Here is a 20180-nt window from a genome sequence, read left to right as displayed (position 1 = left end):
GGGCCGGCCCCCCCGCCCCCCCCCGGGGGGGACCCCCCCGCGCCCCCCCCGCCCCCCCCGGGCCCCCCCGGGGGGGGGGGGGGCGGCGGCCGGGGGGCCGGGGGGCGGGGGCCCCGCCCCACGACCGGGCGGTCAGTCGCGCTCCCAGGTGTAGAACTGACGGGCCATCGCGTCCTTCGGGCTCCGCCAGGTGGCGGGGTCGTACGGACTGATGAAGGCGGTCAGCCGATCGCTCAGGTCCCGGAACTCGGGGTGCTCCGTCACCTGCGCGATCGCGGGTCCCGGCGGCCCGTCCGACTCGATCAGATGCAGATACACCTCGCCGAACTGGAACAGGCTCCGGCGCCGGACGCCGACCAGATGCGGCAGCTCGCCGCCGTCGGACTTCGCGAACAGCTCCGCGATCCCGGACGCCGAGCCGGGCGCCATCCGGGCCACGATCAGCGCCTGATGGGTGGACGTCCGGTCGGGCGCCGCGGTCCCCCGCGCACTCATCGGGAGACCCCCGCACGGGCCTCGATCTTGTCCCGGATGAGGGCCATCTGGATCTTCGAGTTGCGATTGATGTTGTCGGTCATCCACTCGTCGTCGACGGGCGCGTCCGGTTTCATCGCGAAGTCCTGCCGCCAGTGCAGCCGGGTCCCGCCGGGCACCTCCGAGTACTCCCAGTGGATGTCCATGTGCTGGAAGGGACCGGTCTCGACACGCCGGGCCCGTACCTTGCGGTTCTCACGGTCGGGGGTGCGCTCCGAGACCCAGCTCCACACCGTGCCGTTCTCGTCGGGGTGCATGGTCAGCCGGAAGGTCGTCGTGTCGCCCTTGCGGTCCAGGATCTCGACCGACGCGTACTCGCTGAACAGATCGGTCCAGTTCTCCAGGTCATTGGTGATCTCCCAGACGAGGTCCAGGGGCGCGGCGACGGTGATCTCGTTCTCGGTGTGTCCGGGCACGTCAGGCTCCGCTCTTGGTCAGGGTGTTGTTGACGAGGTCCAGGAACTGACGGGGCGTCTTGCAGCGCTCCGCGTCCTGGGGCATGGGCCGGCCGTACTGGTTCTCCAGCGTGGCCACGATGCCGAGGAGGCCCAGTGAGTCCAGGCCGTACTCCTCGAAGGGTGTGTCGAGCCGGTCCTCGAACGCGTCGGGCTCGACGGCGATGCCGGCGTTCTTCCGCATCAGGGAGGCCAGTTCAGCGGCGGTCAGGGTGTCCATGGGACGTACTCCTTCTCGGTGGGAGGCGGTCCGGCCGGTCGGCCGGGTCAGGCGGGGGCCGCACTGCGCAGCACCAGCGCGGCGTTCGACCCCATGAGCCCGCGGCTGAGCACCAGCGCGGTGCGCAGCGGTATGCGCCGGGCCCGGCCGGTCACGACATCGATGTCGTGGCAGACGTCGAACACATTCGGGGTCGGCGGTACGAGGCCGTGCTCCATGGCCATGACCGCCGCGGCCACATCGAGTACGGGCCCGCCGCAGTACGCCCGGCCGATGCCGGTCTTGGGGGCGGTGACCGGCACCCGTCGCCCGTGGGCGCCGAGGGCGTCGGTGATGGCCAGCGCCTCCGCCCGGTCGGCCTCCGGTACGCCGAGGGCGTCGGCGAAGACCACGTCGATGTCCTGGGGCGCGCATCCGGCGGCCTTGAGCGCGCCCTCGATCGATCTGGCCAGTCCTTCCCGGGACTCGGGCCACCGGGAAGGACCGGTAAAGGTGGCGGCGTGCCCGGCCACGTACGCCCGGGGGCGTACACCGCGCCGCAGCGCCGCGGACTCCTCCTCGGCCACGAGCATCGCGCCGCCCTCGGCGGGGACGAAGCCACGGGCCTCCGAGGTGAAGGGCCGGTAGGCGCGGGCCGGGTCCTCGCAGGTGCTCAGGTCCTCGTAGCCGAGCTGGCAGACGACCGAGTAGGGCGCCAGCGGCGCCTCCGCGGAGCCGACGACGACCGCGTCGGTCCCCCGGGCGATCGCCCCGGCGGCGTGGGCGAAGGCGTCCAGCCCGCCGGCCTCGTCACTGCACACCACCCCGCAGGGGCCCTTGAAGCCGCCCCGGATGGAGATCTGTCCGGTGCTGGCCGCGTAGAACCAGGCGATGGACTGATAGGGGCCGACGAACCGGGAGCCGCGGCCCCACAGCTGCTGGAGTTCGCGCTGGCCGAACTCGCCGCCGCCCGACCCGGCGGCGGTGACGACCCCCACCCCGAAGGGCGAGTCCTCGTAGTCGGCCCGGCCGAGCCGGGCGTCGGCGAGGGCGAGGTCGGCGGCGGCCATCGCGAAGTGGGTGAACCGGTCCGTCTGGACGAGGAAGCGCTCCTCGACGACCGTTCCGGGGTCGAGTTCGCGGACCTCCCCGCCGACGCGGAGCGGCAGTTGTTCGCACCCCTCCCGGGAGACCCGGTCGAGGACGCTGATGCCTTCCTGCGTCGACTTCCAGAAGGCGTCGGCGCCGATGCCGTTGGGCGCGACGACGCCGATACCGGTGATGACGGTACGCCGGGCCGCGCCGCCGTCCGCGTCACGCCGTCCACGGGTCCCGGAACGGGCGGGCCTGCCGGAGAGGGCGCTCCCCCGTGCGGGGGCCTTGCTCCCGGCGGGGGTGTTCCTCCCCGCGCGGGCGGTCCCGCCGGTGCCGGCCCTTCGGCCCGTGGCGGACTTCCCGCCCGTGGCGGCGGTGGCGCGGGGCCCCCCGGAGGCCGGTCCACCGGTGGTGCGGGATCTTCCGGAGGCCGCGGCCCGGCCGGGACCGGCGGTCCCACCGGGCTCGCCGCCCTTCCCGGGACCGGCGTCCCTGCCGGGACCGGTCTCCCTGCCGGGACCGGTCTCCCTGCCGGGACGGGGATTCCTGCCAGGGCGGGGATTCCTGCCGGACCGGGTGTTCTTCCCCGGGCCGGCGCCCTTGCGGGACATGCCGGCCCGGCCGGCGGAGGTCTTTCCGCCGGAGGGGGTCCTCGTACCGGATGTGCCGGACGAGTCCTGAGGGGAGCTGCCCATCATGTCCTCCCACTGGGCCGGGTCATCACGACCGCGGACTGGAATCCGCCGAACCCGCTGCCGACGGAGAGCACATTGCGCAGCTTCCGCGGTCGCGCCGTACGCGGCACATAGTCCAGGTCGCATTCGGGGTCGGGGGTCTCGTAGTTGGCCGTCGGGGGCACCACCTGACGGTCCATCGCCAGGACGCAGGCCACGAGTTCTATCGCGCCGATCGCGCCGAGCGAGTGCCCCACCATGGATTTGATGGAGCTCATGGGCGTCTTGAAGGCGTGGTCACCGAGGGATCTCTTCACCGCGGCGGTCTCATGACGGTCGTTCTGCTTGGTGCCCGAGCCGTGCGCGTTGACGTAGTCGATCGCGGTGCTGTCGATCCGGGCGTGCGCGAGGGCGGTGTCGATGGCGCGGGCCATCTCCAGTCCCTCGGGGGTGAGCCCGGTCATGTGGTAGGCGTTGCCGAAGGTGGCGTAGCCGCTGATCTCGCAGTACACGGTGGCGCCCCGGGCGCGTGCGTGTTCCAGCTCCTCCAGGACGAGGACCGCTCCGCCCTCTCCCATGACGAACCCGTCCCGGTCGGCGTCGAACGGCCGGGAGGCGTGCTCCGGGTCGTCGTTGTTGGGCGAGGTCGCCTTGATGGCGTCGAAGCAGGCCACGGTGATGGGTGATATCGGCGAGTCCGACGCACCGGCGACGAGGACGTCGGCCCGGCCCTCCTGTATGGCGTGGAAGGCGTATCCGACGGCGTCGAGCCCGGAGGTGCAGCCCGTGGAGACGGTCTGCACCGGGCCGCGGGCGCCCACCTGTTCGGCGACCGCGGAGGCGAGGGTGCTGGGCGAGAAGGCACGGTGGAGATGGGGTCCCGCCGGGCGGTGGTCCACGGCCCAGCGTTCGCCGGAGGAGGAGACGGCGACATAGTCGTGCTCCAGCCGTGTGGTGCCGCCGACGGCGGTGCCCAGGGACACTCCGACGCGCCAGGGGTCCTCCCGGGCGGGGTCGAGCCCCGCGTCGGATATCGCCTCCCGGGCGGCGACCAGCGCGAACTGGATGTACCGGTCCGAACGCGCCACCTGCTGTGCGTCGAGGCCGTGCACCGCCGGGTCGAAGTCGACCTCGGCGGCGATCCGGGAGCGGAAGCCCTCGGGGTCGAAGAGCGTGATGCCCCGGGTCGCCGTGCGGCCGTTCTCCAGGAGGTCCCAGAACGCCGGGGCGCCGACGCCGCCGGGGGCGACGATGCCGACCCCGGTGACCGCCACCCGCCGCCTCATGAACCGACCCCCGTCCGTTCCGGGGGGCTGCCCTGGGCCTCGGTCTCCTCCGTGTCGACGTGGCCCAGTTCGGGGCGGGGCGCGAGCGGGCCGAGATGGAAGACCATACGGGCCTCGACATTGCCGACGTTACGGAACCGGTGCCGCATGTTCACCGGGATCAGCAGCCCCTGGTCGGGGCGCATCTTGTGCGCCACGCCGTCGAGGTCCACCTCCAGCAGTCCGCTCACCACGTACACGAACTCCTCGGAGTACGGGTGGTAGTGCTCGCCGATCCGCTCTCCGGGCTGCACGATGGCGAGGCCCATGAAGCCGGTGGTGGCGCCCACCGCCGTCGGGGTGAGCATCGCGCGCAGGTCGCCGCCGCGCCGGGTGTTGGGCTGGGTCTCGCTGAGGTCCACGATGCGTGGGGTGTGCGTGGTCATGCTGGATTCCTCCATCTGCGGGTCCCGTACCTGACGCGGGTACGGGGGCGCGTGCGGGTCAGGACTCTGGTGGTGCGTAGCGGTCGGTGACGAGTTGCATGTCGGAGCGGGTGACGAAGCGCTTGATCCGCGCGTCGCCCTCCTCGGCCTTCTGTACGTCCGGCAGTTGGTCGCCGTCGACGAGCAGCCGGGCGAGGGTGGCGGCCTTGCGGGTGCCCTGGACGCCGAGCGCGAGCACCGGGCGGTCGTCGAGCGGACCGCTGACGTCGATCAGCCGGACAACGATGTCGTCCCGCTGGAAGATGGTGCTGCTCACGATCGGGCTGCGGCTCTCCGCCGCGGCCTCGTCCTGCTGGGCGAGCATCCGGGCGACGGCGAGACCGCAGTCCTCCTTGGCCCGGTAGATCAGGGCGTGCCGGTTCACCTCACCGGGTGTCGGGCCCTCCGACGAGACGTGGTGCACCGCGGGGAGCGCGGCGCGGGTGAAGAAGAGCCGGGCCGAGTTGGGGTCGTCCAGGTCGCGGTCCTGCTCCAGATAGGGGTTGATGGCCTCTTCGACGGCCCGTACCTCGGGCTGCCGTGAGACATGCCGCAGGGCGGCCATCAGGTCGCCCTGCACCTCGATCGCCCGCACGACCCGGTTGCCGTGCATGAACAGGGAGGTGCGGCGCAGCCGGGTCGCGTCGTCGACACGGGACGCCGGTGAGGCGTATCCGGCGAGGATCTTGGCGACGGTCTTCTCGCTGCCCGGCTTGACGGTGAAGGTGAGGGCGTGGCGTACGACTCCGTCCCCGACGCGCGGCACCGGCTGGAGCCCGGTCCGCACCTGCTGCTCGGGCGCGGCGCTGAACGCCTGGCCCGTCTCGCGCAGCACGCTGAACCGCAGCGACCGGGTGTCCCTGACGCAGCTGTGGAGCGGCATGACCGTCTCCACATGCGCCTCGCTGTTGACCCAGGCGAGGAAGGGCGGCGCGCTCTCCCATTCGCTGGTGATGAGCCACTGCGACGGGTTCTCGATCGACTGGCAGAGCTGGTCGCTGATGTGGCCGGGGACCGAGGCCACGCTGTTGCGCATGTGCTCGTACGCCTCCAGGAACTGGTTCTGGGCCCCGTCGAAGAGGTCCAGCAGCAGTACGACGCGGAGCCTGGAGCCGTCGAAGGCCGATTGCGATATGCGTTCCGACAAGGTGGTCATCCGTGTTCACACTCCTTTAGCGACCGCGCCGCCGTCATGGACACGGCCCAACGCAAGTCGGTCATCAACAGGGGGTTCGCTCCCGTGGCGTGGTCAGCCGCCCCGCGGATGCGCACGATCGCCCCTCATGGCCGGGGCGCTCCCGTGATCCGATCGTGATCCGGTACCACGGGTGGCGCGAGAGATGGGCACCATGCGAGTGAATGGGCGGGGGAACCCTTGTGGCACCGGGCACAGAGAACCCATGCAAGAGCCCCTGAAGACCGCCGCAGCGGCGGCAACCGCACCGTTCTCCGACTCCCCACCCCACCGGGTTCCGGTCCTGGTCGTGGGCGGGTCCCTCGTAGGCCTGTCGACCTCGTTGTTCCTGAGCCGGCACGGCATTCCGCATCTGCTCGTCGAGAAGCACTCGGGCACCTCCGACCACCCCCGCGGCCGGGGGATGAACCTCCGCACGATGGAGGTGTTCCGGGTCGCCGGGGTGGAACGGGAGATCCGTGAGGCGTCGGCCGTTCTCGCCGGCAACCACGGGATCCTGCAAGCGGGTTCACTGACCGGCGACGACGAGAAGTGGCTGTTCCGGAAGATCGACCCGGGCGGCGCCCATGCCCGGCTGAGCCCCAGCGGCTGGTGTCTGTGCAGTCAGAACGACATCGAGCCGGTGCTGGAGGCGCGTTCCCGCGAGTACGGCGCGGACTTGCGTTTCTCGCACGAACTCCTCTCCTTCGAGCAGGATTCCGCCGGTGTCGGCGCGCTGGTGGAGAACCGGGTGACCGGTGAGCGGTTCCCCGTACGCGCGGACTATCTGGTCGCGGCCGACGGCCCCCGCAGCCCGGTGCGCGAGCGGCTCGGCATCGGCCAGAGCGGTCATGGCGAGCTGTTCCACAATGTGAGCATCACGTTCACGTCCCATCGGCTCGCCGATGTGGTCGGGGACCGCCGGTTCATCGTCTGCTATCTCACCCGGCCGGACGCGGACGGCGCCCTGCTTCCCGTGAACAACAAGGAGCGCTGGGTCTTCCACGCGCCCTGGCACCCGGAGGACGGCGAGCCGCTGGAGGCCTTCACGGACGAGCGCTGCCGTGAGCACATCCGGCGGGCCGTCGGGGTGCCCGATCTCGATGTGGAGATCACCGGAACGGCTCCGTGGCACGCGGCCGAGCGGGTGGCGAAGGAGTACTCCGCCGACCGGGTGTTCCTCGCCGGTGACTCGGCCCACGAGATGTCCCCGACGGGCGCGTTCGGCTCCAACACCGGTATCCAGGACGCCCATAACCTGGCGTGGAAGCTCGCGGCGGTGCTCAAGGGCTGGGCCGGTCCCGGTCTGCTGGAGACCTACGGCGAGGAGCGGCTTCCGGTGGCGTGTACGACGGGTGAGCGGGCGTCGGCCCGTTCGGCGGAGCACAGCCACCCCGGCTACGCCCCGCCGGTCAATCCGGGTGGCCGCCAGGGCGCGGTCCTCACGGTGGCGATGGGGTACGGCTATCCGCGCGGCGCGGTCGCCGGCGCCGACCCGGAGCGTCCCGTCGTACCGGAGCAGCTGCGGCTGACGGCCGACCCGGGCACGCGCGCACCGCATCTGTGGGTGACCCGGGCGGGCGAGCGGATCTCGACGGTGGACCTGTACGAGCGGTCCGTCGTCGTGCTCTGCGGTGAGGGGTCCATCTGGGCGGACGTGACCCGGCACGCGGCGGCCCGGCTCTCCGTGCCGGTCGAGGTGTACACGATCGGACGCGGTCCGGATGCCTCTCTGGTCCCTGAGGAGGGCGCGGACTGGGAGGCGGCGCACGGGCTGGAGGCCGGCGGTGCGCTGATGGTACGGCCGGACGGGTTCGTGGCCTGGCGCTCGCCGGGGCCGGTGCCCGCACCGGAGGCGGCGGTCGCGGAGGCGCTGACGCTGGTGCTGAGCCTGGACACCCGTACACCGGAGCAGGAGGCCCGGATGCTGGCCGAGGAGTCTCAGCTGCTGGCCGGGGAATCTCAGCTGCCGGCCGACCCGCCCCGGCAGCCCGCCGTGGAACCCGCGGCCGCGACGGCGTCCCATTCCCTGGTCGCAGATTCTCAACTCGTGGACAGGGAGCCCGAGGTGGCGGGCCGTGAGGGTGCCGCGCCGGTCTGAGCCACGCCCCGGCACCAATGGCCGAATTCCACAGGAGTTGACTCCTCTCCCACGGGGCAGACAGACCGGACCGGCGCGCGCGGTGAACATCACGCCGGCAGTGACGGAGAACGGGCCGCCCGGGCGGCTTCCGGGCTCTACCGTGCGCGGATAGCCCACGTTTTGCGGGAGGTGTAGAAAGAGGACATGGCCGCACGCTACGGTCGCCCGCGCTCGTTCCTGCAGATGCGCAGTGTCGCGGGTCAGGTCTTTCTGCTCCAGGTGGCGATCGTGGTGCTGCTTGTCGCCGCGGGCATGATCGCGCTCGTTCTCCAGTCCCGTTCGGACAGCGAGCGCGAGGCGGTCCGCCGTTCGGTCTCCGTGGCCGAGACGTTCGCCAGTGCCCCGGGCACGGCGGCGGCGCTCCAGAGCCCCGATCCGACCGCCGTCCTCCAGCCGCGCGCGGAGATCGCCCGCAGGCTCTCGCACGTCGACTTCATCGTCGTCGTCAACACCCAGGGGATCCGCTACACCCACCCCAAGCCCAACCGCATCGGCAAGCACTTCGTCGGGGATCTTCAGCCCGCGCTCCAGGGGAAGGTCGTCACCGAGCGGATCGTCGGGACGATCGGCCCGCTCGTCCAGGCGGTGGTGCCGGTGCGCGCCGCCGACGGCCGGATCATCGGCGCGGTCTCGGCCGGGGTCACCCTGGCGAATGTCAGCGGGGTCGTGGAGGAGCAGTTCCCGCTGCTCCTCGGCGTCGCCGGCGGTGTGCTGCTGCTCGCCACCGTCGGCACCGCCCTGGTCTCCCGCCGGCTGCGGCGGCAGACGCACGGCCTGGGCCCCGAAGAGATGACCCGGATGTACGAGCACCACGACGCGGTCCTGCACGCCGTGCGCGAGGGAGTGCTGATCGTGGGCGGTGACGGGCGGCTGCTGCTCGCCAACGACGAGGCGCGGCGGCTGCTCGATCTGCCCCCCGAGGTGGAGGGCCGTCCCGTCGACGAGCTGGGGCTCGACCCGCTCACCGCCCGGCTGCTGTCGTCGGGCCGGATCGCCACCGACGAGGTGTACCGGGTCGGCAAGCGGCTCCTGGCCGTCAACCAGCGCTCGACCGACCAGGACGGCGGCCCGCCCGGCACGGTGGCCACCTTCCGGGACTCCACGGAACTCCAGGCGCTCAGCGGCCGGGCGGATGTGGCCCGGGCCCGGCTCCAGTTGCTCTACGACGCCGGTACGGAGATCGGCACCACCCTGGATGTGGTGCGCACCTGCGAGGAGCTGGCCGGGTTCGCCATCGGCCGGTTCGCCGACTACGCGACCGTCGACCTGGTGGAGGCGGTGCTGCGCGGAGAGGAGCCCACGGCGACGGGCGCGGGCGCCGATATGCGCCGTACGGCCTTCGCCGGTCTGCGCGACGACACCGCCCTCTTCCAGCTGGGCACGACGATCCGGTTTCTGCCGACCACCCGGATGGGGGCGGGCCTCGGCAAGGGCGAGGCGATCCTGGAGCAGAACCTCGGCGCGTACACCGGCTGGGAGCAGCAGGCCCCGGCCCGGGCCCGCAAGCTCATCGCGGCCGGGTTCCACTCGATGATCGCGGTGCCGCTGCGGGCGCGCGGGGCGATTCTGGGCGTGGCGATGTTCTGGCGTTCGGAGCAGCCGGAGGCGTTCGAGGAGGAGGATCGTTCCCTCGCGGAGGAGCTGGTCGCCCGCGCGGCGGTCAGTGTCGACAACGCCCGCCGCTACTCGCGCGAGCACACCATGGCCGTCACCCTCCAGCGCAGTCTGCTGCCGCGCGGTCTGCCGGAGCAGACGGCGCTGGAGGTCGCCCACCGCTACCGTCCCGCGCAGGCGGGGCTGGGCGGGCTCGGCGGGGTCGGCGGCGACTGGTTCGACATCATCCCGCTACCGGGCGCGCGGGTGGCGCTGGTCGTCGGCGATGTGGTGGGCCACGGGCTGCACGCGGCGGCGACCATGGGCCGGCTGCGCACGGCCGTACACAACTTCTCCACCCTCGATCTGCCGCCCGACGAGCTGCTGTGGCATCTGGACGAACTGGTGGCCCGGCTCGACCAGGACGAGCCCGGGGAGGGCGGCGGGGTCACCGGGGCGACCTGCCTGTACGCGATCTACGATCCGGCCACCGGTGTCTGCACCATGGCCCGCGCCGGGCATCTCCAGCCCCTGGTGGTCGGCCCCGACGGTACGGCGGCCTTCGCGGACGTCCCCGGCGGTCCGCCGCTGGGCCTCGGCGGGCTGCCCTTCGAGACCCTGGAGCTGCGGCTCCCCGAGAACACCAGTCTGGTGCTGTACACCGACGGTCTGGTCGAGGACCGGGACCGGGACATCGACGAGGGTCTCACCCTGCTGCGGGAGACCCTTTCCGGCCACCCCGACCGCTCCCCCGAGGAGACGTGCGAGGCGGTACTGCGCGCCCTGCTCCCGCAGAATCCGCGCGACGACGTCGCACTCCTCGTCGGCCGTACCCATGTCCTCGGCTCCGCGCAGGTCGCCGAGTGGACGGTGCCGTCCGATCCGTCGGCGGTGGGCGAGGTACGGTCGTCCGTGGCCCGCAAGCTCACCGAGTGGGACCTCGCGGACGAGGCGTTCACGACGGAGCTGATCCTCAGCGAGCTGGTGACCAACGCGATCCGGTACGCGATCGGCCCCATCCGGGTACGTCTGATCCGCGACCGTACGCTGATCTGCGAGGTCTCCGACCGCAGCAGCACCTCACCCCATCTGCGCCAGGCGGCGAGCACGGACGAGGGCGGGCGGGGCCTGTTCCTGGTGGCCCAGTTCGCGGACCGCTGGGGTACGCGGTACACACCGGACGGCAAGGTGATCTGGACGGAGCAGCCGCTGTCGGGGTCGCAGGAGTCGCCGCCGGTGGAGTTCTGAGGGAAGGGATGGCCCGGGGTGCCGGTGCCGCGCGCGCCAGGGGGCGTACGGGTGTACGGGCCGGGGGTGTACGTGCCCGGGAAGCGCGGGGCCGACCTGGGGGGACGCATGGCTGTCGGGGCTCCCGGCGGAGCTGGTTCCGGGCCCCGGCGCCCCCGGGCCGGGTGAACGGGAGACGGGTTACGGGTGACCGGGTGACCGCATGCCCGGTCAGAGCCAGACCGGCCGGTCGCCGCCCCACCGGGTGGGCGGGCGGGCCCAGGTCCGGGGTGCCCCTTCGTAGTCCAGCGGCGGGAGGGCGTGGTCGAGTACTCCGTACGGTGACGGGGTCCTCGTGAGCCAGGGTTCCGGTGTGTAGGCGGGGCCTTCGAGGGGCGCGGGGCGGACACCGCGCAGCAGCCAGGAGGCGGTGCCCGCGAGGGAGAGCCGCAAGTGCCTTCCCCGGCCGGTGTCTTGACGATCACTCAGTGCGCGCAGTACGGCGGCGGCGAGGAGGTATCCGGTTCCGTGGTCCAGCGCCTGCGCGGGCAGCGCTCCGGGGCGGCCGTCGTCGCCGGACTCGGCCGAGGCGATACCGCTCGCCGCCTGGACGAGAGAGTCGAACCCCCGTCGCGACGCCCAGGGTCCCGCCGACCGGCCCCAGGCGGAGAGCTGTCCGACGATCAGGCCGGGCCGCCGGGACGACAGCTCGTCGGGGGCCAGCCCGAGCCGGTCGAGCGCGCCGGGCCGGTAACCGGTGAGGACGACATCGGCCGAGCCGAGCAGGCCGTCGAAGACACGCCGGTCCCCGGGGGCGGTGAGATCCAGCAGGGCCGAGCGCTTGCCCATCCCGGTGTCGGCGTGCGCGTCGGCGTCCTCCCGCAGAGCCGGTGGGTCCACCCGCAGCACATCGGCTCCCAGCAGGGCGAGTGTCCGGGTGGCGACCGGCCCGGCGATCACCCGGGTCAGGTCGATGACCCGCACGCCCGCCGCCGGGAGATCCGCCGCGGGCAGGGGGCCGGGGAGGGGCGACCCGGCGGGCCGGGACTCGACGAGAGGGAGTCCGATCTCCTGAGGGGGCCCTGTATCCGGGAGGAGCGCCGTGTCCTGGGGCAGCCGGCTGCCCCGGAGGGTCCCGGCGGCCGGTGAGAGCCCGGTGTCCAGGAGGAGCCCCGTGTCCAGGGGTACGGAACCCACGGCCACGGCCAGGCCTCCCGCCGTGTACACGGTCTCCTGGACCTCGTACGCCGGACGCCCCGCCAGCTCGTCCGCCAGCCGCCCGGCGAGAGCGCGGTCGTCGCCCGAGTCGGGGATGCCCAGGGCTTCCAGCAACCGCGAGCGGTGGTGCGGGTAGTTGGCATGAGTGCGGATCCAGCCGTCGGCCGCGGGCCAGAACCCGGACAGCGGCGCGAAGGACCGCGGGACCCGTCCGTCCACCCGCAGATGGCGTTCGCTCACGAACGCGGTGGCCACCGCCGCCTCATGGACCCGTACCGCCGGTACGGGCCCGGATCGGCGTCGCGCCAGCAGTTCGGCGGCCGCGAGCGAACACGCACCCACGGTGGCCCGTGCCAGCTCCCGCACCGGCAGCCGTGCGGGCAGCACACCATGGGCCCCTTCGTACGACACCCTCCCGATAAGCCCGGGCGCCCCTCCGAGGGCGGCCCAGGCGTGGGCGGTCGCGGAGTCGGTGGTAGCCGTCATACGTCCAGCCTGCACGAGATGGGGGCGGGGTGTGGCGGGCGCGGTCACCGGGGTCGGGGCGGCAAGGTCGGGCGCCGACGCCTGGGCTGCGGTCACCGTCCCGGGCGGCAACGTCGGAGCGCCGACGCCCGGGGCGCGGGCCGGTCGCCGTCCTGGACCGGTCACCGTGAGGCACAGCCCCATGCCGGGGCGCCGCCCCGAACCCCGCGCCTCAAACGCCGGCGAGGCTGAGAATGCACCCCCCGACACCCCGGGCAAAAAACGCGAACCCTCCCAGCCGGCCCAAGAATCCACCACATGCACCTGAGCACTCAGATCCGAAGCCCGGTCACCGTCGGAGCGCCGACGCCCGGGGCGCGGGCCGGTCGCCGTCCTGGACCGGTCACCGTGAGGCACAGCCCCATGCCGGGGCGCCGCCCCGAACCCCGCGCCTCAAACGCCGGCGAGGCTGAAGAAGCACACCCCCCCACACCCCCTCTGGCCCATTGACACGTCCCAGCCGGCCCCGGCTCCTCGGTCGCGTCAGGTCACCCCTTCCATCCGGATGCCCGTGAGGGCGAGCCGCAGCGCCTGGAACGCCGCCGCCGGGCGGTCGTTGAAGTCGCCGGTCTCCGGGATCCGGCGCAACAGGTCGACGGCGGCGGAGAGTTGACCGCAGGCGGCGGCCTGGGCCGCCAGGAGTTCGGTCGGCCTCTGCCGCCGGCTGAAGGGGGTCTCCTGGATCTCCGCGTACGCCTTGGTCAGCTCGGCGATGTCCTCGTCCGTCGGGTTCAGTGGCCGGGCCGGAGGACCCTCGGCGGCGATCCGGCGGGCCCGCTCGTACACCTCGTCCTCGATGTACCAGGCCCGGCCGCCGCCCCACCCGTCCAGCAGGTCGGGCCGCCCGGCGTCGGCGAGGGCCTCCAGCACCTCGTACGGCACGGACCAGCCGGGCAGCGCCTGGTAGTCACGGGCCAGGTCGATCCACCCCCGGCGGACGAATCCCACCAGCACCTCCGTCCGCCCGGAGCCGTAGGCCGGGTGCCTGTCCGTGTCCGCCAGGATGTCGCGGGCCACGTCGTCCCGTCCGCACGCCACGACCGCGCGGAGGATCTCGGCATGGTCCAGCCACGGGTTGGGCTCGTTGTCGATGGCCTCACGCGCCCGGAGGAACCACGCGTCCGCGCGCCTCCGGTCGCCGATCGCCTCACAGGCCGCGGCGAAGGCGGCCATCACGTCCGGGTTCAGCGCCACCCGCCAGTCACCGGACCGGCTCTCCACCTCGGGGAGCAGTTCCTCGGCACGGGCGTATGCGGTACGGGCCGCGTCCCCGTGTCCCGTACGGGCGAGGACGACGGCGACATCGGCGCAGGCGGCCAGCCGGTCCCGGACCCCGGTGATGTCCACGGCGAGTTCGAGGGCGGCGCTCGCCCCGCCGGCCAGCCCCGCCCGCAGCCGTGCGGCCTCCCGCAACCGTGGCCAGAGGGCGAACCCCCACCGCTCCACGTCGAGTCCGCGCGCGGATTCCCTCACGATCTCGAACAGTTCCTCCACCGATGCGGTGCGGGGCGGCGGCCACCGCGAGGAATCCTGCTCCGACCGGCGGTTGTGCTCCTCCAGCGCCTCCCGCGAGAACTCCAGCAGCCAGCGGCCCGTCGACACCCCCGGGGAGTCGTCGGCGGCGGCCAGAGCATCCGGGAACACGTCCGCCTCGCCCCACCGCAGCGGCCAGGAGTGCCGCCCGGCCACCGACCAGGCGAGGGCGGCGTCGAGATCGTCCTCGCGTCCCGGCGGCGCGATCACGGTCCGGGTATCCACCGTCATCGCCCAGGTGTCGGCGTCCAGCACGAAAAGCGGGCTCCCGAACAGGTCGAGTTCGTCCTCGGGAATCGGACGCGGTCCGGCCGGAGTGTGCAGGAACGTGACGTCGCCCAGCGCCGCGCCGCCCCGGGCCGGAACGAACCGGACGCGGTCCGCCGACACCAGTACCAGGGTGTCGTCCACGCCCCAGTACACGGCCTGAGCGCCCATGGGCACGGTCGTCAGCCGCTCGGGCCGGGCGGGATCGGCCAGGGACCACACCTCCAGCGTCTCGCCGGTCAGACAGGCGGCCCGCTCGCCGTCCGGCGACCACGCCCATGCCTCGGCGTCACCCGCCCACTTCTCGTCGTCCCTCTTTCCGTTGTGCGGCACGTCGACGCTCCCGACGATCCGTCCGTCGTCGAGGAGGTGTACGGCATGAGCCGTACCGCCCGTCAGTACGGCCAGCCGCCGCCGGGGTCCGGGTGCCCAGCGCAGGGCCCACGGCTCACCGTCCAGGGTGTACGGGCCGTGGAGCACGGAGCCGTCCGCCGCGTCCCGGATCACCAGTCCCCCGTCGGTCACCGCCGCGACCAGGGACCCGTCGGGGCTGGGGCGGGAGAAACGCGCGGGCTCGTACCAGACCACCTCGCGCGTTCCCGCATCCACGCACAGTCCGTTGCTGCCGAACAGCCGTGTTCCGTCCGCCGACCACCTCGGGTCCTCGATCCACTCCCCCACCTGGTGGTCGTCCGGGTCCGCGTCCCGGTCCTGGCCGAACTTCTCGCTCACCTCGTCGGACAGTTGACGTGCCATCAGGTAAGGGTGATCGGTGTCGACGTGGTTGGCCAGCCAGTTCAGATCGCCTCGCAGCACGGGAAGGAGGCACCCTTGGAGACCGCCGTCACCGTTGGTACCGCTGTGGGCGTAGACGCTGCGGCCGTCCGGCGAGAGCGCGAAGGGCGACGGCCGCGAGTTGCCGTCCGACACGCTGATCGAAGCCGGTGGCCCGCCGGCGGACCAGGCGTCCCACACCCCGATGTGGTTGGTCTGGTAGACGGCGGCGAACCGGGTGGAGTCCGCGGACCACTGGACGGTACGGCGGTAGTCGGGCCAGCCGACTCCGCCCGACACCTTGCGGATGACCTGGACGCACCGCGCGGTGGCGACCTCCCAGACCTGGAGCACCCCACCCGCCTCCCAGTCGTCACCGACCCAGCTGCCGGTGACCAGCCAGCGCCCGTCCGGGCTCAGCGCGTGCCCGACGATCTCCACGTCATGGGTCTGGCCGTGCAGCAGCTCGATCCGGAGCTGATCATGGCGCACCAGCAGGAGCCGGGTGGCCGTCCGGTGGACGTCGGTCACCCCGGCCTCCGCCTCCAGCCGTGTCAGCCGCTCCCGCAGGGGCACCGTGTCCCGCTCCGGGACGAACGCCCCCCAGTCGGCCCTCTCCAGCAGGGCCCGCAGGTCATCGGCGTCCTTCGCCGCGGCGAGGTCGTCCGCCGACGCGAAGGGCGGATTCTCCGGAGCTTTGGGGCCAAGCCCCTCGGCCCGCTCCAGCAGCTCGGCCAACCCGTACTCGTCCAGGTACGGCGTCCTCAGCATCTTGTCGGTGAGCGGGACGGGCCCCGTCTCATAGAGCGCGAGAACGATCAGGTCCGTGCGCTCGGTGACCCCGTTCCCGACCTTGGCCCCCAGGGCCCTGAGGCGTTCAGCGGCGTTCTTCTTGCGCATCGTACGAAATCTTCCGAACATCACCACGGTACGGCCTGATAGCTCCATGGCTCCGGGACCTTAGACCCGGGTACCGACACCACCCCCTCATCACGCGGAGTATCACGCGATCACGAAACTCGCCAAGGGGGCGGATCCCCCACTGCCCGTCGGTACGGGTGCGCCGGGCGCCGATCCCGCGGCCGCTCCCGGTCCAGGCGCGGATGACGCCCGCTCCCGGCTCGGTGAGGTGTCCGCGGGAGCACCCGATGGCTGTGCCGGCCCGCTGCCCCGGCAACCGACCCGTACCCCCGCCGACGGGCGCCGCTCACGAAATAGCGCCGCCCCCCTGCAAACGGCCAGTCTGACGTGACGTCAGGCCGTCGGCCCCCCGCGCCGCTTCCTCGCCCAGAGGATCCCCGCGCCGGCCGCGAGGACCACCACCACGGCGGCGACGATCAGCGTGGTGCTCACACCGCCGTTGTCCCCCTGGCCCGCCTGCTCCACGACCACGGCCGGGTTCCCGGTGGCCGCGCCCGGGGCAGGGGCCGGGGCCGGGGTCGCCACGGGGCTCGGGGTCCCGCTCGCGGCCGGGGGCGCGCTCACGGCGGCGCCGGGGGCGAGGGGTTCCGGCTTCGCGCCGGGCGCCTTGGCCTTCAGCTTGAGCACGGGGGCCGGGTTGTCGAGCTTCTTGCCGCCCTGGGGCAGCTCGATCCAGCGGGCGACCTCGCCGTCCCCGTAGGTCTCGACGATCCTGAAGACGAGCGACTTGGCGTCGGGGAGCTGTCGCACGGTGATGCTGTGCACGGCGTCCGTCCCGGTGGCGAGCGCCTTTCCGGCGATGGTGTAACCGCCCTGCGCCTGGGCGAACTTCCACCCCCGCGGCCCCTTCTTCAGACTGACCGCGCCCGGGGAGATCCCCTCGGGCAGCACGATCTGGAGCTTGGCTATGCCCGCGGTCTCCGACTCCGCCTCCGAAGTGAAGGTGAGGGTCACGTTCTTGGCCAGGGCGCGGTCGTCGGACGCGGTCACCCCGGCGTGCGCGGCGGCCGGTCCGGCGGCGGCGAGGAACGTACCGAGAGCGGCGGCGACCGCGAGCGCGGCGGGACGGACGATCGAGGGGCGGCGGGACTTCCTCATGGGTCTCCTTGGGGACGAGCGGATCACGGGCGGAGGCGGAAGGTGCCCGGGACCCGGAGGACCACGGCGTACGACGACATGGGCAAGGGCGGCGCCCGGGCGCCGCCCCGTGTCCGCCCGTGACCGGATCCCCGGGCGGGCGGCCCCGGCCCGGCCGCCCGCGGTCCACGCCCCGAACAGACGCGCCACCGCCCTACGGACCATGACGGCGATCCGCGCCAGGAACTGGAGCAGCGCCCCGGTCCGGCGCTCCGCCCGGTGCAGGAGGACCGCGACCCCGGCGGCGGCCAGGGTGTGCGCGCCGAGCATCACGGCGGTGCTCGGCGCGCCCCCTTGACCGGCGGTGTGCGCGGTGTGCCCGTCGGCGCCACAGCGGGCGAGCAGCTGATGGAGTACGAGCTGGACGGCGGCCGTCCCACCGAGGACGGCGGCGAGCGGGCGTGGGGCGCGGGCCCACGGCAGGGCCCCGATGAAGGCGAGCACCAGCGCCAGTGCTCCGGCCCGCCAGGCGACCGGCTCGCCCGAGGCCACCTGGTGCCCGGCCACGGCCGGGCCCGCGCCCGCCACGGCGAGCACGCCGGACCGGACCCCTCGCACGCTCCACCGAGCCCGTGAGACGTCTGTCCGTGCATGCCAAAGCTGCCGAGTGCATGTCATGTCGGGGACATCATTCACGACGGGGAGCGCCACGCGGGCGACTTCCCGCTTCTCTCTTCCCCCCGGTCCCCGCCCGCCCGGGCCGTACGATTCCGCGACCGGCCGGCCCGTACGGTCGGGCGCTCGTTCGGCACCCCCTGGGCCCTGCCGTCCCGCCCTGTACGAGAGCGCCCTCCGCCCGGCGACGGCACGCGCCAAACGCCCCCGGGCCCCGCCCTCCGAGCGGACGGCACGGCGCGGACGGCACGGCGCCGGCGAAACGGCCCCGGCCCCGTTCCCGTACGGCCAGGACGCCCGTCCCCGTACGACCAGGACCGGGTGGTGTGCGCGTACCCGGGGCCAGGCGTGCGCCCGAACTCCCGGGTGCGCCCGAGGCCCCGGCAGGGCGACCCCGTCCTGCCTCCGGTGCCACGCCCCTCCCGCCTCCTGTTAGCCTGGGAAGGACGTTGATCGTTTGTTGAGGATCCCGGACGAGGATCCCAGAGGAGGAGCCCAGACATGGTGGTGGACGACGACATCTCCGGGTGAGACCCGGACCCGACAGGCCACCGGCCGGTGCGTGGAAGCGCCGCCGAAGTGGCCTCTGTGTCGTCCCCTCGTTCTCCTGTCTGCCCCGGGGCAGAGGTGTCTTCCCTGCCCCCTCTCACGAGGTCACCTCCATGTCCGATGCCTTCATCGTCTGCTCGAACCTGTCCTTCACCTGGCCCGACGACACTCCCGTCTTCCAGGACCTGTCCTTCACCGTCGGCTCCGGCAGCACCGGCCTCGTCGCGCCCAACGGCACCGGCAAGAGCACGCTGCTCAAGCTCATCGCCGGTGAACTGCGGCCCGGCGGCGGTTCGGTCTCCGTGTCCGGCACCCTCGGCCACCTCCCCCAGACCCTCCCCCTGACCGGGGACCTCACGGTGGCCGAGGTGCTCGGCATCGCCGCGATCGTCCACGCCATCGACGCCGTGGAGTCCGGGGACGTCGACGAGGAGCACTTCACCACCATCGGCGACGACTGGGACATCGAGGAACGCACCCGCGCCCAGCTCGACCGCCTCGGCCTCGACGCTCTCGCCCCGGACCGCCGTCTGAGCACCCTCAGCGGCGGTCAGGTCATCTCCCTCGGTCTCGCCGCCCAGTTGCTGAGGCGGCCCGGCGTACTGCTGCTCGACGAGCCCACCAACAACCTCGATCTCGACGCCCGGCACAAGCTCTACGACGCGCTGGAGGACTTCAACGGCTGTCTGCTCCTGGTCAGCCACGACCGCGCCCTGCTCGACCGCATGGAACGCATCGCCGAACTCGACCGCGGTGAACTGCGCTTCCACGGCGGTAACTTCACCGCGTACGAGGAGGCCGTGCGGGCCGAGCAGGAGGTCGCCGAGAAGAACGTCCGCAACGCCGAGCAGGAGCTGAAGCGGGAGAAGCGGGAGATGCAGCAGGCCCGCGAGCGCGCCGAGCGCCGGCAGAGCAACGCCGCCCGCAATCTGAAGAGCGCCGGTCTGCCCCGTATCTTCGCGGGCACTATGAAGCGGGGCGCTCAGGAGTCCGCGGGCCGGGCGGGCCAGATGCACGCCGGCCGGGTCAGCGAGGCGAGGGCCCGGCTGGACGAGGCCGGGCGGGCGCTGCGCGACGAGCAGCGCCTCACGCTGGACCTGCCGGACACCCGGGTGCCCGCCGGGCGCAATCTGTTCCTCGGCGAGCGGCTCCGCGTCCGGCTCGGCGACAAGGACGCAGAGATCGCGAAGGAAGTGTTCACCGGCGAGGGCGTCGACCTGACCGTCCGGGGCCCCGAGCGCATCGCGCTGACCGGTCCCAACGGCACCGGCAAGAGTACGCTGCTGCGACTGCTCAGCGGTGATCTGGCACCCCACAGCGGCGAGATCAAGCGCGCCGACGGCCGTATCGCCTATCTCTCGCAGCGCCTCGACCTGCTGAACCCGGACCGTACGGTCGCCGAGAACTTCGCCGACTACGCCCCGGAGCGGCCGGAGTCCGAGCGGATGAACCTGCTCGCCCGCTTCCTCTTCCGGGGGCCCCGGGCCCATCTGCCCGTCGGGGTGCTCTCCGGAGGCGAGCGGCTGCGCGCCACCCTGGCCTGTGTGCTGTGCGCCGAACCGGCTCCGCATCTGCTCCTGCTGGACGAGCCGACGAACAACCTCGACCTGGTCAGTGCAGGCCAGTTGGAGAGCGCTCTGGACTCCTATCAGGGGGCCTTCGTCGTGGTCAGCCACGACGAGCGGTTCCTGCGCGCGATCGGCGTGAACCGGTGGCTGCGGCTGGCCGGCGGTGAGCTGACGGAGACGGGGGCTCCCGAGGTGTGAGCCGCCCACGTGTCGACCCGGCCCGTGTCCC

13 protein-coding genes are annotated in these 20180 nt (G+C 72.9%); 3 read left to right on the top strand and 10 right to left on the bottom strand.

Going from position 1 to position 20180, the window contains the following annotated elements; all coding sequences use genetic code 11:
- Positions 1-132: 132 nt before the first annotated feature.
- The 7 genes from ACIBCM_RS09895 to ACIBCM_RS09865 form a co-directional block, all read right to left on the bottom strand.
- Entirely contained in the window at positions 133-495 is a 363-nt protein-coding gene (locus ACIBCM_RS09895; RefSeq protein ID WP_399241483.1) for a TcmI family type II polyketide cyclase, read from the bottom strand.
- Positions 492-950 carry an SRPBCC family protein gene (locus ACIBCM_RS09890; protein WP_399241482.1) on the bottom strand — a complete coding sequence of 153 codons (459 nt, stop codon included), beginning with the start codon at positions 948-950 and terminating at the stop codon, positions 492-494. The genes ACIBCM_RS09895 and ACIBCM_RS09890 overlap by 4 nt, the downstream gene beginning before the upstream one ends.
- 1 nt (position 951) lies before the next feature.
- Positions 952-1209 (bottom strand): acyl carrier protein, encoded by a 258-nt coding sequence (locus tag ACIBCM_RS09885; RefSeq protein ID WP_399241481.1) that lies wholly within the window; start codon positions 1207-1209, stop codon positions 952-954.
- A gap of 47 nt (positions 1210-1256) precedes the next feature.
- Entirely contained in the window at positions 1257-2471 is a 1215-nt protein-coding gene (locus ACIBCM_RS09880; RefSeq protein WP_399241644.1) for a beta-ketoacyl synthase N-terminal-like domain-containing protein, read from the bottom strand.
- Positions 2472-2977: 506 nt separating this feature from the next.
- Positions 2978-4243 carry a beta-ketoacyl-[acyl-carrier-protein] synthase family protein gene (locus ACIBCM_RS09875; protein WP_399241480.1) on the bottom strand — a complete coding sequence of 422 codons (1266 nt, stop codon included), beginning with the start codon at positions 4241-4243 and terminating at the stop codon, positions 2978-2980.
- Positions 4240-4668: a cupin domain-containing protein gene (locus ACIBCM_RS09870; protein ID WP_399241479.1), complete on the bottom strand. Its 429-nt coding sequence runs from the start codon at positions 4666-4668 to the stop codon at positions 4240-4242. Before ACIBCM_RS09870 ends, ACIBCM_RS09875 begins: the two co-directional genes overlap by 4 nt.
- 58 nt (positions 4669-4726) lie before the next feature.
- Entirely contained in the window at positions 4727-5863 is a 1137-nt protein-coding gene (locus ACIBCM_RS09865; protein WP_399241478.1) for a SchA/CurD-like domain-containing protein, read from the bottom strand.
- 244 nt (positions 5864-6107) lie between these two features.
- Between ACIBCM_RS09865 and ACIBCM_RS09860 the strand changes: the two genes are divergently transcribed.
- Both ACIBCM_RS09860 and ACIBCM_RS09855 read left to right on the top strand, forming a co-directional pair.
- Positions 6108-7982 (top strand): FAD-dependent oxidoreductase, encoded by a 1875-nt coding sequence (locus ACIBCM_RS09860; protein ID WP_399241477.1) that lies wholly within the window; start codon positions 6108-6110, stop codon positions 7980-7982.
- 186 nt (positions 7983-8168) lie between these two features.
- Positions 8169-10865, top strand: a complete 2697-nt coding sequence (locus tag ACIBCM_RS09855) for a SpoIIE family protein phosphatase (RefSeq protein ID WP_399241476.1) — start codon at positions 8169-8171, stop codon at positions 10863-10865.
- A gap of 210 nt (positions 10866-11075) precedes the next feature.
- On the opposite strand, the gene ACIBCM_RS09850 is transcribed toward ACIBCM_RS09855, so the two are convergent.
- From ACIBCM_RS09850 to ACIBCM_RS09840, 3 genes are all read right to left on the bottom strand, one after another.
- Positions 11076-12548: a CoA transferase gene (locus ACIBCM_RS09850; protein ID WP_399241475.1), complete on the bottom strand. Its 1473-nt coding sequence runs from the start codon at positions 12546-12548 to the stop codon at positions 11076-11078.
- A gap of 522 nt (positions 12549-13070) precedes the next feature.
- Positions 13071-16061 (bottom strand): WD40 repeat domain-containing protein, encoded by a 2991-nt coding sequence (locus ACIBCM_RS09845; RefSeq protein WP_399241474.1) that lies wholly within the window; start codon positions 16059-16061, stop codon positions 13071-13073.
- Between the two features lie 354 nt (positions 16062-16415).
- Entirely contained in the window at positions 16416-17756 is a 1341-nt protein-coding gene (locus tag ACIBCM_RS09840; protein WP_399241473.1) for a DUF1775 domain-containing protein, read from the bottom strand.
- A gap of 740 nt (positions 17757-18496) precedes the next feature.
- On the opposite strand from ACIBCM_RS09840, the gene ACIBCM_RS09835 reads away from it, so the two are divergent.
- Positions 18497-20149 (top strand): ABC-F family ATP-binding cassette domain-containing protein, encoded by a 1653-nt coding sequence (locus tag ACIBCM_RS09835; RefSeq protein ID WP_399241472.1) that lies wholly within the window; start codon positions 18497-18499, stop codon positions 20147-20149.
- Positions 20150-20180 lie beyond the last annotated feature (31 nt).

The sequence above is a fragment of the Streptomyces sp. NPDC051018 genome (genome assembly GCF_044456085.1).
Taxonomy (GTDB): domain Bacteria; phylum Actinomycetota; class Actinomycetes; order Streptomycetales; family Streptomycetaceae; genus Streptomyces.
The sequence above is the reverse complement of the archived record's forward strand: the minus strand, read 5'-3'. Positions and strand labels throughout refer to the sequence as shown.

Coding starts and splice junctions, on each gene's coding strand:
- ACIBCM_RS09885 (WP_399241481.1), bottom strand. CDS start 1,209: ATGGACACCCTGACCGCCGCTGAACTGGCCTCCCTGATGCGGAAGAAC.
- ACIBCM_RS09875 (WP_399241480.1), bottom strand. CDS start 4,243: ATGAGGCGGCGGGTGGCGGTCACCGGGGTCGGCATCGTCGCCCCCGGC.
- ACIBCM_RS09860 (WP_399241477.1), top strand. CDS start 6,108: ATGCAAGAGCCCCTGAAGACCGCCGCAGCGGCGGCAACCGCACCGTTC.
- ACIBCM_RS09870 (WP_399241479.1), bottom strand. CDS start 4,668: ATGACCACGCACACCCCACGCATCGTGGACCTCAGCGAGACCCAGCCC.
- ACIBCM_RS09855 (WP_399241476.1), top strand. CDS start 8,169: ATGGCCGCACGCTACGGTCGCCCGCGCTCGTTCCTGCAGATGCGCAGT.
- ACIBCM_RS09865 (WP_399241478.1), bottom strand. CDS start 5,863: ATGACCACCTTGTCGGAACGCATATCGCAATCGGCCTTCGACGGCTCC.
- ACIBCM_RS09845 (WP_399241474.1), bottom strand. CDS start 16,061: ATGCGCAAGAAGAACGCCGCTGAACGCCTCAGGGCCCTGGGGGCCAAG.
- ACIBCM_RS09895 (WP_399241483.1), bottom strand. CDS start 495: ATGAGTGCGCGGGGGACCGCGGCGCCCGACCGGACGTCCACCCATCAG.
- ACIBCM_RS09850 (WP_399241475.1), bottom strand. CDS start 12,548: ATGACGGCTACCACCGACTCCGCGACCGCCCACGCCTGGGCCGCCCTC.
- ACIBCM_RS09835 (WP_399241472.1), top strand. CDS start 18,497: ATGTCCGATGCCTTCATCGTCTGCTCGAACCTGTCCTTCACCTGGCCC.